Below are 14338 nucleotides of genomic sequence, written 5' to 3'. Positions count from 1 at the left end.
CGGGAGGAGAACTGACATGCTACTGGATCACGCCAACCAAACTTTCGATCAGTGCATCAAATGCACCGTCTGTACCGCCTACTGCCCGGTGGCCAAGGCCAACCCCGCCTACCCCGGCCCGAAACAGGCGGGCCCGGATGGCGAGCGGCTGCGGATCAAGAGCCCGGAGCTCTTTGACAGCGCCCTCAAGCACTGCACCAACTGCAAGCGCTGCGAAGTAGCCTGCCCGAGCGGGGTGCGCATCGGTGACATCATTGCCAAGGCCAAGCATCAGTACAGCGGTTTCAAACCGGGGATCCGCGAGTTCGTACTCTCCCACACCGATCTGATGGGCAGCATGTCTACCCTGATGGCGCCGGTGGTCAACTTCACCACCGGCCTCAAGCCGATGAAGCTGGTGCTGGACAAGGCGCTGGGGGTCTCATCCCACCGTGATCTGCCCAAATACTCCCAGGGCACCTTCCGCGGCTGGTACAAGAAGCAAAAAGAAGCGCAGGCCCGTTATGAGCGCCAAATAGCCTATTTCCACGGCTGCTATGTCAACTACAACCATCCTCAGCTTGGCAAGGAGCTGGTGCAGGTGCTCAACGCCATGAACATCGGCGTGCAGTTGCTGGAGCGGGAGAAGTGCTGCGGCGTACCGCTCATTGCCAACGGCTTCATGGACAAGGCCAAGCAGCAGGCGGCCTTCAACATCAAGCAGATGGAGAACTCCCTGCTGGGTAACGAGATGCCGCTGCTGGCTACCTCCTCCACCTGCGGCTTTACCCTGCGCGATGAATATCCCCACCTGCTGGAGCAGGACAACCATAAGGTGCGGGATCGCATCTCGCTGGTGACCCGCTTCCTGTGGAACGAGTTCTACAAGGGCAACAAACCGGCGATGAAGCCGCTCAATCTGCACATCGCCTACCACACCCCCTGCCACATGGAGAAGATGGGGGGCGTCATCTACACCCTCGAATTGCTGCGCGCCATTCCCGGGGTCAAGGTGACTGTACTGGAGTCCCAGTGCTGCGGCATCGCCGGCACCTACGGCTTCAAATCCGAAAACTACCAGACCAGCCAGACCATTGGCGAGGGGCTGTTTGATCAAATCAACCGCCTCTCCCCCGATCTGGTGATCACCGATTGCGAGACCTGCAAATGGCAGATCGAGATGAGCACCAGCTTCCGCTGCGAGCATCCCATTCATCTGCTGGCCCAGGCTCTGGCATAAGATGAGCGTGACCATATCCGCTGGTGTAAACCCCGAAGCCGGGGTATTCGTTGGTTCACCACCATGCCTTTGGGGCTGCAACCCAAACAGTATCTGATCACGATAAGACCTGAGAGGAGCCGGCATTGCCGGCTTCTCTCATTGATGTTGCCGACCATCTCGCCCATCGGCGGAACGCCCGGCCCGTACAGACTGTAACCGACAGCCCTCTCAAAAAAAGAATATTTATTCATTTATTATTTTTATACCCATAAATAGATAATTGATATGACAGATAACCCTGCATGCCTTGCCAAATAACACAGGCATACCTCAGGTGTCGCTCCGTCCCGCCACAGAGACTCATTACACTTCCAATATTCTGACTTTCTTAATAATTTAACCGGGATCTCATTTCTGTCTGTTGGTGCTCTCGGTAATTGATCTAGCGCAAGCCCCCCTCTGATAAATCATCATTCTTTTTACCCATTTGGTAATATCCAACTCGAGCAATCGCATAAAAACATGGGTTTTATTCACTAATAACAATGAAGCGGCCTGCCTGCTCCTGCTTGGCGGGGGCGAACCAATGCCCACATCCAGGATGGAACTGTCAGGTCTGGCAATGAGATCGATTAGGGAGTGATGATCGTGAGTTCACGCAACAGACAGATCAAGCTGGGCCTCGCCGCCCTGCTGCTGACTACCAGCCTTGGCACCAGCGGCTGGGCACAGGCAGCCGATGACACGCAACCCAAAGGCAAGATCGAGGCGCGCAGCGAGCTGTTCGCCAAGGATCACGCCGATCAGTTCACCAGCTGGCAAGCCACCAGCGAAAGCAAGGAACGCACCGATGCGCTGGCGGAAGATCCCAACATGGTGGTGCTGTGGGGCGGTTACCCCTTCGCCAAGGATTACAACAAGCCGCGCGGTCACTTCTATGCCCTGACCGATGTGCGCGAAACCCTGCGCACCGGCGCCCCGAAAACAGCCGAAGATGGCCCCCTGCCCATGGCCTGCTGGAGCTGCAAAGGCCCGGATGTGGCCCGCGTCATCGACGAGCAGGGTGAGGATGGCTACTTCAAAGGGATGTGGGCCAAGGGCGGCCCCGAGATCGTCAACACCATCGGCTGCGCCGACTGCCACGACACCGCCTCGAAGGAGTTCAAGGAGGGTAAACCGGCCCTGCACCTCTCCCGTCCCTATGCCGATCGGGCCATGACAGCCATCGGCAAGCCGTTCAAGGAGCAGGGGCGCTTTGATCAGCAGTCCCAGGTGTGCGGCCAGTGCCACGTGGAGTACTACTTCAGCGGCCCCACCAAGGCGGTCAAATTCCCCTGGGACAAGGGCACCACGGTGGAGCAGATGGAGGCCTATTACGATGAAATCGGCTTTGCCGACTGGACCCATGCCCTCTCCAAAACCCCCATGCTCAAAGCCCAGCACCCCGAGTACGAAACCTGGCGCGCCGGCATTCACGGCCAGAACAACGTCGCCTGTGTCGATTGCCATATGCCCAAGGTGCAGAACGAGCAGGGCAAGGTCTACACGGATCACAAGGTGGGCAACCCCTTCGATCGTTTCGAGCAGACCTGCCGCAACTGCCACACCCAGAGCAAGGAGATGCTGCAGGGGATCGTCAAGCAGCGCAAAGAGGCGGTGATCGAGACCAAGCTGAAGGTCGAGAAGCAGCTGGTACACGCCCACTTTGAAGCCAAGGCGGCCTGGGATGCTGGCGCCACCGAGGCAGAGATGAAGGATATTCTGCAGGACATCCGTCACGCCCAGTGGCGCTGGGACTACGCCATCGCCTCCCACGGGGTGCAGATGCACGCCCCCGAAGTGGCCCTCAAGGTACTTGGCAGCGCGCTGGATAAAGCCGCTGACGCCCGCACCAAGCTGGCGCGCCTGTTGGCCAGCAAGGGGATCAGCCACGAAATCGCCATCCCCGACATCTCCACCAAGGAGAAAGCACAAGCGGCCCTTGGCATGGATATGAAGCAGTTCAACAGCGACAAGGCCCAGTTCCTCAAGACCACGGTCCCCGCCTGGGATGCCGAGGCCAAAGCGGCCGGACGGCTGGCACAGTAACGGCGCCTGCGGGCCCGGCCAAACCTGGCCCGCAATGGATGGAGGCTTCCTATGGGTAATTTAACGATGGATTTATTACGACTGATGCTGATGGCAGCCATGCTGCTCACCAGCCTGCAGGGTCAGGCGGCCGAGTCGGCAGCAGCCCCTGTTCCAGCTACACATGAGGTGGAATTTTTACGCAATCCCGACAAGGCCTGTACCGACTGTCACAAGGAGCAGAGCGAAGGGATGCACGGCAAGCATGGTCAGGCGACCAATCCCAACAACCTTAAACAGGTGACCTGCACCAACTGCCACGGCCAGCCCTCCCCCCAGCACAGGGAAGGGGTCAAGGATGTGATGCGCTTCAGCCACAGCCTGAAGGATAAAGAGAGCATCAAGCTTTATCCCATCAGCGAGCAGAACGGGGTCTGCATGAGCTGCCACGAGCCCAAAGAGCTTCGCGAGACGCTCTGGGCCCACGATGTGCACGCTACCAAGCTCACCTGCACCAGCTGCCACCAGCTGCATCCGGTCAAGGAGCCCATGGTGGGGCTACCGGAGAAGTCCCGCATCAAGCTCTGCGTCGACTGCCACAGCAAGCAGCATGAGGCCAGCAAGGCCCGGCAGGAGCAGTCCAAACCGGCTACCGGCAAGGAGGCATCATGAGCTGCTCTCGCCGTGACTTTATGGCGGGCATGGGCGCGGGGGCCCTTATCATGATGACGGGGCCGACTCGTTCCCTTGCTACCCCCCTCGCCCACAGCCAGACCATCGACGGGATCCGCTATGGCATGATCCACGATGAGACGGCCTGCATCGGCTGCACCGCCTGCATGGATGCCTGCCGGGAGGTCAACAAGGTGCCGGAAGGGGTCTCGCGCCTCGAGATCATCCGCTCAGGCCCGGTCGGTGAATTTCCCGACGCCGAGTACCGCTTCTTTCGCAAGTCCTGCCAGCACTGCGACAACGCCCCCTGCGTACACGTCTGCCCGACCGGTGCCTCCCATATCCGCAAGGAGGATGGCATCGTCGACGTCAACCCGGATCTCTGCGTCGGTTGCATGTATTGCCTGGCCGCCTGCCCCTATCAGGTGCGCTTTATCAACCCGGTCACCCGAGTGGCGGACAAATGCGACTTTTGCCGCAAGACCAACCTGGCGGCGGGCAAGGAGCCAGCCTGCGTGGAGTCCTGCCCCACCAAGGCGCTGGTGTTCGGTAATCTGGATGATCCGGACAGCCCCATCGCCAAACGGCTGGTGAAAGAGACCACCTATCGCTACAAGCAGGCACTCGGCACCTCGCCCAAGATGTACCGCGTGCCCAAAGGGGAGATAACGTCATGACCATACAAGCGGCATTTCACTTCCCCTCGCTGGTGTGGGGATTTGCCCCATCGCCATCTACCGCAGTAACAGAAGGAGGAATGGATCATGTTGCATGACGCATTTCACTTCCCCTCTCTGGTATGGGACTGGCCCATCGCCATCTATCTCTTTCTGCTCGGCATCTCCGCCGGGGCCACCACCCTCTCGGTGCTGCTGCGCCGCAAGGGGGCAGGCAGCGAGAGCGGCATCATCAAGGCGACCGCCATTCTGGCGCCAGCGAGCGTGATCCTGGGGTTACTGATCCTTATCTTCCATCTGGCCCGCCCCTGGACCTTCTGGAAGCTGATGTTCCACTACCAGTTCGACTCAGTGATGTCGATGGGGGTCATGCTGTTTCAGCTCTATATGGCGGTGCTGTTCGCCTGGCTGGCGGTGGTGTTTCACACCGAGATCGAGACAATGCGCAGCCGGTTGCTGAAAGAGAAGTTCGCATTTGTGGATGGGCTGATTGGCTTGCTCGCCCGCATCGAACGGCTGCTGGCGCCGCTCTTGCTGCTGCTTGCCGTGCTGCTGGGGGCCTACACTGGCTTTCTGCTCTCGGCACTCAAGACCTATCCGCTCTTGAACAACCCGGTGCTGCCGGTGCTGTTTCTGGTCTCGGGCATCAGCTCCGGCATCGCCTCTACCATCTTGCTGGCGGTCACCCTGTTCAAGGAGAACCACCACAGCCAGGGGGTAAGTTTTGTGCATCGCTTCGAGCGGCCGGTACTGGCGGTGGAGGTGTTGCTGCTGGTCTGCTTCTTTACCGGCCTCTACTTCGGTGGCGGCCAGAAAGAGGTGGCGATGTGGGGGGCCATCGGCAGCGGCTTCTGGGCTCAGGTGTTCTGGATAGGGGTGGTGGGGATCGGCATGCTGCTGCCCCAACTGCTGGCCCTGCTGACCCCGGCGCCCCTGCGGGAGCGCAATGGCCATCTGGTGCTGGTCTGCAGCCTGACCCTGGTGGGGATCCTGCTGCTGCGCTACTTCGTGCTCTATGCCGGCCAGATGACGGTCGTGTAACCGTATACTCACCGGCGCCAGCCACCTTCGGGTGACTGGCGCTTATTTGTTGCGATGAGTTGTTGCGATTGATTGTTGCCAGAAATGTGGATGCTATTCCCCAGCGCCGGTACGGTGCAGACGCTGCGGCATAACATAGACAAATGATTGACTGGAGGTTGTGTGCTGGCGGAGCTCGGCTATCTCTCACTGTTGCTGGCGACCGGGCTCGCCCTGCTGCAAGGCACCTTGCCCTGGCTGGGATTGTGGCTCGCCTCACGCCCGCTGCTCGGCTGCGCAAAACCGTTGGCCCTCTTGGTCGCGCTCCTGCTGTTGACCGCCCTGCTGCTGCTCGCCAGCTGCTTTGGCCAAGATGATTTCACCGTCAGCTATGTGGCCCAGCACGCCAACAGTGCCCTGCCCCTGGGCTTCAAGCTGGCGGCGGTATGGGGGGGCCACGAGGGCTCCATGCTCTTTTTCGTCTTTGCGTTGGGGCTGTGGGGCGCTCTGGTGGCCCTTTGCTCCAAGCGGGTCGATCCGCTTATTACAACCCGGGTATTGGCCATCATGGGGCTGATCGTCGGGCTGTTCGGCCTCTATACCCTGATCTTCTCCAGCCCGTTTGACCGCCAGTTCCCGGGGCCGCTGGAGGGGCGCGATCTCAACCCCATGCTGCAGGATATCGGCCTCATCATCCACCCGCCCCTGCTCTATCTCGGTTACGTCGGCTTTGCGGTCAACTTCGCCTTCGCCATGGCGGCGCTCCATTCGGGCAGACTGGATGGCGCCGTGGCCCACTGGAGTCGCCCTTGGGCGCTCGGCTCCTGGGTCTTTCTCACCGCCGGCATAGTGCTGGGCTCCTGGTGGGCCTATTACGAGCTCGGTTGGGGCGGCTGGTGGTTCTGGGATCCGGTGGAAAACGCCTCTCTCTTGCCCTGGCTGCTGGGCACTGCCCTGCTGCACGCCCTGATTGTCTGCGAGAAGCGCGGCGCTTACGGCCACGCCGTGCTGTTGCTCTCCATCTTCACCTTCGCCTTGAGCCTGCTCGGCACCTTTGTGGTGCGCTCCGGGGTGCTCACCTCGGTGCACGCTTTTGCGGTGGACCCCAGCCGCGGCCTCACCCTCTTGTTGCTGCTCGGCTTGCTATTGACCAGCGCCCTCACCCTGTTTGCCCTGCGGGCGGATATTCGCGCCCCCTATGCCCGCTTTGGCTTCTTGTCAAAAGAGGGGCTGCTCGGCGCCACCATCCTGCTGCTCTGCGTGGCCTGCGCCAGCGTGTTGCTCGGCACCTTCTACCCCATGGTGTTCCAGTCGCTCCATTTGGGCTCGCTCTCGGTGGGCGCCCCCTATTTCAATACCATCTTCGTGCCGCTGGCCCTTTGCCTGATGGTGCTGATGACCCAACTGCCGCGCCTGCGCTGGCAGCTGCTTGCCGCAGGTTCCCGACTCAACACTTTGTTGCCGCCACTGTTTGGCCTGCTTGGTGGCGGGCTGCTTAGCCTTGCCTATCTGGAACAGGGATCGTTTTCCGCTAGCTGGAGCGGTATCCTCGCCAATATGGTGAGCCTCTGGCTGATGGCCAGCCTGTTGCTCCCGCTCTTGCAACTGACGTCGCGGCGTGAGCTCACCCTCAATCGGTTCGGCAGCCTGCTGGCCCACCTCGGGGTGGCGGTGTGCGCCCTCGGCATCGCTCAGGTGAGTCACCACAGTCAGGAGGGGGGCGCGGTACTCGCCGCAGGCCAGCCCTATCGGCTCGGCGCCTTCGAGTTTCGCTATGAGGGGAGCGAGCCCATCATCGGCCCCAACTACACCGCCGAGCGCATCACGCTTAGCGTGCACAAGGACGGTAAAGAGGAGGCGCGGCTGACGCCGGAGCGGCGTCACTACAGCGTGCGCACCATGAACATGAACGAGCCCGGGATCAAATGGGGAATGCTCGGCGATCTCTACGTGGTGCTTGGCGAGAAGATGGGACCCGGCGCCTATGCCATGCGACTGCACTACAAGCCGCTGGTACGCTGGATCTGGCTCGGCGGCCTGTTGATGATGGCGGGTGGCACCCTGCGCCTGCTCGCCCGCCGGCCGCTGCTGGCTAGCCATCCTGCGCCAACTACCGCCCCCTACCCTCGGCTTGAACAGGAGTCCTTATGAACGCTCGTTTGCGCCTGTTCGTGCCACTCGTGCTCACCCTGGGGCTCGGTGCCCTGCTCTGGCTCGGCCTTGGCAACAACCCCTACAGCCAGGATGAGGCCATCGCCGGCCGCACTCTGCCTGCCTGGCAGAGTGATGATCTGCTTGGCGGCGCCCCCATCCACACCGCGGCGCTCAAGAGGGAGCCCTTCGTGCTCAACGTCTGGGCCAGCTGGTGCCCCAACTGCCGCGCCGAGCATCCGCTGCTGGGTGAGCTGGCCAGCGCCGTGCCCCTCTATGGCCTCAACTACCGGGACAAGGGGGACGCCGCCCGCGCCTGGCTCACCGAGGCGGGCAACCCCTACCGCACCGTGCTGGCCGACCCCGACGGCCGACTGGCCCTTGAGCTCGGCGTCTACGGCACGCCGGAGACCTATCTCTTTGCCGGCGACGGCACCCTGCTGACCCGCCATACCGGCCTGCTCACCCGCGAGATCTGGCAACGCCAGTTTGCCCCCCTGCTTGCAAAGGCCCGCAGCAACAGCGCCAGCCAGCCCGAAGTGGAAAGAGCAGTGGAGAGAGAAGTAAAGAGACAAGTGCAGGAGAGCAAGCCATGAGCCGCCTCGGCCACGCCCTGATCGCGCCGCTCTTGCTGGCCTTGAGCTTCGGGGCCCTTGCCAGCGGGGTCGATACCTATCAGTTTCGCCACCCCGAGCTGCAAAATCGGGCGCAAGAGCTGGCCCGCGCCCTGCGCTGCCCCCAGTGCCAGAACCAGAATCTGGTGGAATCCAACTCCCCCATCGCCCGGGATCTGCGGCTCGAGGTCTACCGCTGGGTGGACGAGGGGCAGTCTGATGAGCAGGTGATCGCCCGCATGACGGAGCGCTTCGGCGATTTCGTCCGCTACGATCCCCCCTTCAAGCGCAGCACGGCGCTGCTGTGGGGCGGCCCCGCCCTCTTGCTGTTGCTGGCGCTCCATCGCCTGCGCAGAAGCCTGCATCGTCAGCAACCGGCGCGGGTACCGCTTATTGGCGACAGAGCCGAGGGGATGCTCGCCCACGACCCCAGGGCCGAGCTGAACCGGCTGATCATGGCCGAGCAGCAGGCGGGGCTTGCACCCCACAGCCGCCTCTACCGGGAGCTGGAGCTGGCCCGCCTCGCCAACACCACCCCAACCGCCGAGCAGGCCCTGCGCGAGCGGCTGGCCAAGGATCGCACCGCCCGTCCGCTGCCCTGGCTGCGGTCATGGATACTGCTTGGGGCCCTGTTGCTGGCGCTGATGGCGGGCATTTATGCCGGCACCGGCCGCTATCAGGCGTGGCAGGCTTATCAGTCGCGCACCGATCCGCTGGCGGGATTGAGCCCGCGGGATCTGCAGGACAAGGAGCTGGGCGCCCTGCACCAGCGCCTGCAAACCAACCCCGCCGATCTCGACAGCTGGGCGGCGCTGGGCCAGCTCTATCTCTATCGGGGCGAATATGACAACGCCCTGCTCGCCTACCAGCGTCTCGCTCTGCTGGAGGGGGGCGCCAGCGCGGCGACTCAAGCCGCGCAAGCCACCGTGCTCTACTATCAGGCGGGCCAGCAGCTGACTCCCGAGGCAACCCGCCTGCTGGAGAGCGCCCTCAAGCAGGACGCGGGGGAAGTGAGCGCCCTGATGCTGCTCGCCTCCGATCACTTTCTGCATGGCCGCTACAACCAGGCCATTGTGCTGTGGCAGCAACTGCTCGATGGCGAGCGCCCTCGCATCAACCGGGCCGCGCTGATTGAGGCGATCCAGACGGCAAGCATAATGGGCGGGTAACCCATTGATTGAAATAGGGTAATCGTGGTGATATGGCGCCGCGACCACGCAAGTGGTTCAGCACTCTCTTTCAATAGACAAGGATGTCTGGATGCAACTCACCCTGTTAAACGACTCGGGCAAATTCGATGGGCTCGATGACACCATTAGGCACGTTTTTGCCGAGACGGCGCACAAATTGAATGCCTTGTTCGATCTCTCCCAACTGGATGTCACCTTCAGCCCTTTTGTCGAAGGGGATGCTCCCGATTCGGGTATCGGTGGCTGGGCCATCAACATGTATCGGGTAGAACTCCAGCTTGATCTGGAACGGCCTGATATCAAAGAGGTGATCATCACCGAATTGCCTGCCGTGCTGGCCCACGAAGTCCACCATATAGTGCAAAAGAAGAACAAGGTGGAAGCAGAAACACTGGCCGAGACCCTGATTTTTGAAGGGCTGGCCTGCTACTTTGAGCAGAGGTTCAATGGTGGCACACTCCCCTCGCTGTTCAAGGAGTCTCATCACCATGACTGGCAATCGCTCCTGGCAGAGATGACACCCCATCTATCCAGCAAGCAGTTCAACTATTTAGACTTTTTCTACTGCCGTGATAACCGGCCATTTCCCAAATATGCCGGTTACTGGGTGGGGTTCAATCTGGTGGCCAGCTATCTGGCCAAAAGCGGCCTGAATGAAATAGAGGTCATGGGCCTACCCGCCGAAGCGTATTTCAATTAACACGCCTTCACACTGTTCGTGGCGATTACAGAGCACAAATCCGGAGAGAAGCTCATGATCCCCATTCGCTGCAAAGCCGTCTCCGGCGTTGCCCTTACCACTGTTGATGGCGAAACAAAATTGCTGGTGATGAAACGGGTCAAGGGGGGCTTCTGGTGCCATGTGGCGGGCACGGTGGAGGCGGGTGAAACCGGCTGGCAGACCATTATTCGGGAGTTTGGCGAAGAGACGGGGCTCAGGGTCACCGAACTCTACAACGGCCAGTATCTGGAGCAGTTCTACGATGCCGCCTTGAATACGGTGGAGGTGGTACCGGTCTTTGTGGTCTATTGCCCGCCCAATCAGGCGGTGACCCTCAACGATGAGCACACCGAATACCGCTGATGTTCCCTGGCCGAAGCCAAGGCGCTGGTGAATTTCCCCGGCCAGAAGGCGCTCTACGACCATATCTGGCACCATTTTGTCGACAATGCTCCCTCTCCCCTGATGCGGGTCGATATCCGCTGACCGCGCACAACTTCCCCCTGTAAATGCAACACGCCCCCGGATGGGGGCGTGTTTTATCTAAAGCCAGCCAAGCGCTTTTGTTAGACCCCACCAATGGCCTACGGCCGCTCGCCAGCGGCCAGACGACGGTTGATATCGGCGATAACCGGGGCGATGTCGGCAAGGGTATCAATCACATAGTGCGCCCCCGCCGCCCGCAGTTTGGCCTCCGCCGGTGCGCGCCGGGCGGCGATCTCCGCCTCGCTCATGGCGACAAACTCGTCCCAGGTGGCGCCAAATTCGTTACCGGAAACCGACAATCCCACCGTCCACATGCCCGCGTTCAATCCTTCGCTGATACCCGGCACGGCGTCATCCACCTTGATGCAGCGATGCACGGCGCTGATTCCCAGCTCAATCACGTTGGCCAGCGCCATCCAGGGACCGGGGCGACCACCGGCTTTGAGGTCATCGGTGGCGACCCAGTGATCCGGCCGATAGCCGTGATCGGCCGCAGCAGGTACCAGCGCCTCCATCACAGGACGGGGATAACCGGAGCAGGAGCCGATTTTCATCCCCTTCACCCGCAGAGCATCCAGCACCGGCAGCACACCGGGGATGGGGTCGGCGAAGCGGGTCACCGCGGCAATCTGCAGCGGCATAAAGGTGTGATAAATGTGGTCCACCTCGGCGTGGCTCATGGGGTGGCCGAAGCGGGCCTGCCAGCGCGCATCCACCGAAGGCAGACGGCCCAACGCAGAGATATGATCCCACTTGCCAAGGCCCATGGGCTGGCGTGCTTCGTCCAGGGTCACAGCAAAGTCATAGGCGCGGGCGAAGGCCTCGACGAAGATGGAGGTGGGGGCGAAGGAGCCGAAATCAACGACGGTGCCGGCCCAGTCGAGGATCAGCGCCTCCACGTCGATGGTCGGGTCTACAGCAATCTGCAAGTCAGTCATGGTGGTGTTCCTGTTTCGGTGAAAGTGCGATCTCGCCAAGGGCGCGATCGAGAATGGTGATGGCGCGCACCAGATCGGCGCGGGCGATATTGAGCGGCGGCGAGAGCTGGATGACGTTCCCTTGGGAGACCTTGAAGCTGAGCCCCAGCTCCAGACAGCGGTAGAGCAGCCGCTCGGCGGCCTGGCTGTTGCGGGTGCGACTCTGATGATCGACCACCAGATCGAGTGCCCAGAGCAAACCGATACCCCGCACTTGCCCGATCAGCGGGTGACGCTCGGCAAGCGCCGCGAGCTCGGCCGCCATAAAACGGCCATCCTCCTGCGCTTTTGCCAGCAATCCAGCTTCGCGGATTGTCTCTATAGTGGCGAGGGCCGCCGCGCAGCCGATAGGGCTCTTCTCGTGGGTGTAGTGACCGAGCGAAATAGCTGCGGCCTGATTGAAACGGTCGCGGGTGATGAGCGCGGCAAACGGTACCACCCCGCCCCCCAACCCCTTGCCCAGACAGATGATGTCAGGCTCGATGCCAAACTCTTCAAAGCTGAACCAGTGGCCAGTGCGCCCCAGGGCGTTGGGGATCTCGTCGACGATCAGCAGCACCTTGTGGCGATCGCAGATCTCGCGCACCCGCTGCCAGTAGGCCTTCGAGGGCACCTGCACATCGGTGTTGCGGATAGGTTCGGCGATAAAGGCGCCGATCCCTCCCTCCTTCTCGATGACGTACTCCAGATAATCGGCGTAGTGCTGGTCATCCCCCTCCCCGCGATACCAGACGCCGCGATAACGGGTGGGCGGTGGAATGCGCTCCACGCCGGCCATCAGCGGGCCCATACCAGCGCGAAAACAGGCCTCGCCACCAACCGAGATGGCATCGAGGGAGGCGCCGTGAAAGGCATCCCACAGGGACACCACTTTGCTGTTGCCGGTGATGAAACGGGCAAGCTTCAGGGCAATCCCCACCACCTCGCTGCCGCCGGGGGCGAACAGCACCCGGTTGAGATCGCCGGGGGCCAGTTCAGCCAGGGTGCGGGCGCAGTCGATGGCAACCTGATGGGTGTAGCGGCGGGGTGCAAACGGCAGATTGGCGAGTTGCTGCTGCACCGCGGCCACCACCCTGGGGTGGCCGTGGCCCAGCTGATGGACGCTGTTGCCGTGAAAATCGAGGTAACGCTTGCCCGATACGCTGGTCAACCAGCTCCCCTGCGCCCCCTCGATCAAATCCAGACAGGGGGTGGAGAGTGCCTGATGGAGAAAGTAGCGGCTATCCTCCGCCAATCCCGCCTGCACCGCCTCGCTCTGGTCAGCCCACCAGCGCGCCCGCCCCTCGCCAAGGTTGATATCCCCTTCGCTATCGGCGCGGCCGCTGCCGTGCAGCTTATGGTCATGCAAATCGCGGCCACGCAGATCACGACCCTGAGCCAGCATGCTGGTCATCGCGCGTCCCCTTGCCAGTAGCAGGCGCTGGCCATGGCGGCGAGCAGAGCGCGCACCCGCCCCGGGGTCACATCACCGATATTGCCGATACGGAAGCAATCGGCCTGGGAGACCTTGCCCGGGTAGATAACAAAACCCTGTGCCTTGAGCCGCTGGTAGAAGTCGGCGAAGCGGTAGTCAGGGTGGGTCGGAGAGTAGAAGGCGGTGATGATGGGAGATTGCCACTGTTCTGGCAGCAGTGGCGCAAAGCCGAGGGCAGCCATCCCCGCCACCAGCGTGCGCTGATTTTCATTGTAACGCTGATGGCGGGCGGCGATGCCCCCCTCCTCGTCCAGCTCGCGCAGCGCCTGGGCAAAGGCAAGCACGGTATGGGTGGGCGAGGTAAAGCGCCACTTGCCCCCTTGCTGCTCCATGGTCTGCCACTGGGCGTGCAGGTCGAGGGAGACCGAGCGGGCACGACCGGCGCAGGCCGCCAGCGCAGCGCGGCGGGCGATGACGAAGCCAAAGCCCGGCACCCCCTGAATGCACTTGTTGGCCGAGCTGATAAGAAACTCGATGCCAAGGCGTCCCATGTCGATGGGGATACCGCCAAAGCTGCTCATGGCATCGACAATCAGGCGAATGCCACGACGCTGGCAGAGCTCAGCTACCTCATCGAGCGGATTGAGCATGCCGGTGGTGGTCTCGCAGTGGACCATGGCCAGATGGGTGATCTCAGGGTGGCGCACCAGCATCGCCTCGATGGCGGCGGGTTCGGGGCGGTTGGTCTCGCCGCAATCCAGCTCGTGGTGGCGCAGGCCAAGGCAGCGGGCCATCTCCCCCATGCGGGCACCATAGGCGCCGTTGTTGATGATCAGCAGACACTCATCGACGCCTATCGCCGAGCCCAGCACGCTCTCTACCACATAGCTGCCACTCCCCTGCAGCAAGACGGCGCTGTAGTCACTTTGATATTCAGGGCCGGTGGCGAGGCGCACCAGCTCGCGGCGGATGGGCTCCACCACCCCCTGGTTGTAGTCCGCATCCCAGGTGCAGCTGTCTTGCAGCATGGCGGCGCGCACCGTGGCAGTGGTCGAGAGGGGGCCCGGGGTCAGCAGCAGGTAATCGACGGCGGCAGGGGCAGCAGGAATATGGGTCATGACTTCGCTCCTTTGGTATATACCAGAATG

Annotated in this window: 12 protein-coding genes and 1 pseudogene; 10 read left to right on the top strand and 3 right to left on the bottom strand. The window is 61.9% G+C overall.

The window, feature by feature from the left end; genetic code table 11:
- The first annotated feature begins 16 nt into the window (after positions 1-16).
- The 10 genes and pseudogenes from glpC to G5182_RS17660 all read left to right on the top strand — a co-directional run bounded on the left by glpC (position 17) and on the right by G5182_RS17660 (position 10799).
- Entirely contained in the window at positions 17-1219 is a 1203-nt protein-coding gene (gene glpC, locus G5182_RS17705) for an anaerobic glycerol-3-phosphate dehydrogenase subunit GlpC (protein ID WP_040069181.1), read from the top strand.
- 624 nt (positions 1220-1843) lie between these two features.
- Entirely contained in the window at positions 1844-3289 is a 1446-nt protein-coding gene (gene nrfA / locus G5182_RS17700; RefSeq protein WP_216953481.1) for an ammonia-forming nitrite reductase cytochrome c552 subunit, read from the top strand.
- 51 nt (positions 3290-3340) lie between these two features.
- On the top strand, positions 3341-3940 hold the full coding sequence (nrfB, locus tag G5182_RS17695; RefSeq protein ID WP_421254584.1) for a cytochrome c nitrite reductase pentaheme subunit: 600 nt from the start codon (positions 3341-3343) through the stop codon (positions 3938-3940).
- Positions 3937-4617 (top strand): cytochrome c nitrite reductase Fe-S protein, encoded by a 681-nt coding sequence (nrfC, locus tag G5182_RS17690; RefSeq protein ID WP_139734696.1) that lies wholly within the window; start codon positions 3937-3939, stop codon positions 4615-4617. The genes nrfB and nrfC overlap by 4 nt, the downstream gene beginning before the upstream one ends.
- A gap of 87 nt (positions 4618-4704) precedes the next feature.
- On the top strand, positions 4705-5658 hold the full coding sequence (nrfD, locus tag G5182_RS17685; protein ID WP_421254583.1) for a cytochrome c nitrite reductase subunit NrfD: 954 nt from the start codon (positions 4705-4707) through the stop codon (positions 5656-5658).
- Between the two features lie 162 nt (positions 5659-5820).
- Entirely contained in the window at positions 5821-7788 is a 1968-nt protein-coding gene (nrfE, locus tag G5182_RS17680; protein WP_421254582.1) for a heme lyase NrfEFG subunit NrfE, read from the top strand.
- A complete protein-coding gene (locus tag G5182_RS17675) occupies positions 7785-8384 on the top strand; it encodes a DsbE family thiol:disulfide interchange protein (protein ID WP_421173116.1) in 600 nt (199 codons plus the stop codon). Before nrfE ends, G5182_RS17675 begins: the two co-directional genes overlap by 4 nt.
- Positions 8381-9571, top strand: a complete 1191-nt coding sequence (gene nrfF / locus G5182_RS17670) for a heme lyase NrfEFG subunit NrfF (protein ID WP_421254581.1) — start codon at positions 8381-8383, stop codon at positions 9569-9571. Before G5182_RS17675 ends, nrfF begins: the two co-directional genes overlap by 4 nt.
- A 91-nt stretch (positions 9572-9662) precedes the next feature.
- Positions 9663-10292 (top strand): DUF2268 domain-containing putative Zn-dependent protease, encoded by a 630-nt coding sequence (locus G5182_RS17665; protein ID WP_252657057.1) that lies wholly within the window; start codon positions 9663-9665, stop codon positions 10290-10292.
- Between the two features lie 54 nt (positions 10293-10346).
- Positions 10347-10799 (top strand): annotated as a pseudogene (locus G5182_RS17660) (NUDIX hydrolase).
- Between the two features lie 98 nt (positions 10800-10897).
- Here G5182_RS17660 and phnX read toward each other — a convergent pair.
- Genes phnX through phnW form a run of 3 tightly spaced genes read right to left on the bottom strand, consistent with a single transcriptional unit; the run spans position 10898 to position 14308 of the window.
- Positions 10898-11737 carry a phosphonoacetaldehyde hydrolase gene (phnX, locus tag G5182_RS17655; protein ID WP_252657056.1) on the bottom strand — a complete coding sequence of 280 codons (840 nt, stop codon included), beginning with the start codon at positions 11735-11737 and terminating at the stop codon, positions 10898-10900.
- Entirely contained in the window at positions 11730-13169 is a 1440-nt protein-coding gene (locus G5182_RS17650; RefSeq protein WP_252657055.1) for an aspartate aminotransferase family protein, read from the bottom strand. Before G5182_RS17650 ends, phnX begins: the two co-directional genes overlap by 8 nt.
- A complete protein-coding gene (phnW, locus tag G5182_RS17645; protein ID WP_421254580.1) occupies positions 13166-14308 on the bottom strand; it encodes a 2-aminoethylphosphonate--pyruvate transaminase in 1143 nt (380 codons plus the stop codon). The genes G5182_RS17650 and phnW overlap by 4 nt, the downstream gene beginning before the upstream one ends.
- Positions 14309-14338 lie beyond the last annotated feature (30 nt).

Source organism: Aeromonas sp. 600948, assembly GCF_049174875.1.
GTDB lineage: Bacteria > Pseudomonadota > Gammaproteobacteria > Enterobacterales > Aeromonadaceae > Aeromonas > Aeromonas veronii_A.
The sequence above is the reverse complement of the archived record's forward strand: the minus strand, read 5'-3'. Positions and strand labels throughout refer to the sequence as shown.

Excerpts from the sequence above, each read along its gene's own strand:
- nrfF (WP_421254581.1), top strand. The coding sequence starts at position 8,381 with ATGAGCCGCCTCGGCCACGCCCTGATCGCGCCGCTCTTGCTGGCCTTG.
- G5182_RS17675 (WP_421173116.1), top strand. The coding sequence starts at position 7,785 with ATGAACGCTCGTTTGCGCCTGTTCGTGCCACTCGTGCTCACCCTGGGG.
- nrfA (WP_216953481.1), top strand. The coding sequence starts at position 1,844 with ATGATCGTGAGTTCACGCAACAGACAGATCAAGCTGGGCCTCGCCGCC.
- nrfB (WP_421254584.1), top strand. The coding sequence starts at position 3,341 with ATGGGTAATTTAACGATGGATTTATTACGACTGATGCTGATGGCAGCC.
- G5182_RS17665 (WP_252657057.1), top strand. The coding sequence starts at position 9,663 with ATGCAACTCACCCTGTTAAACGACTCGGGCAAATTCGATGGGCTCGAT.
- G5182_RS17650 (WP_252657055.1), bottom strand. The coding sequence starts at position 13,169 with ATGACCAGCATGCTGGCTCAGGGTCGTGATCTGCGTGGCCGCGATTTG.
- phnX (WP_252657056.1), bottom strand. The coding sequence starts at position 11,737 with ATGACTGACTTGCAGATTGCTGTAGACCCGACCATCGACGTGGAGGCG.
- nrfC (WP_139734696.1), top strand. The coding sequence starts at position 3,937 with ATGAGCTGCTCTCGCCGTGACTTTATGGCGGGCATGGGCGCGGGGGCC.
- nrfD (WP_421254583.1), top strand. The coding sequence starts at position 4,705 with ATGTTGCATGACGCATTTCACTTCCCCTCTCTGGTATGGGACTGGCCC.
- phnW (WP_421254580.1), bottom strand. The coding sequence starts at position 14,308 with ATGACCCATATTCCTGCTGCCCCTGCCGCCGTCGATTACCTGCTGCTG.
- glpC (WP_040069181.1), top strand. The coding sequence starts at position 17 with ATGCTACTGGATCACGCCAACCAAACTTTCGATCAGTGCATCAAATGC.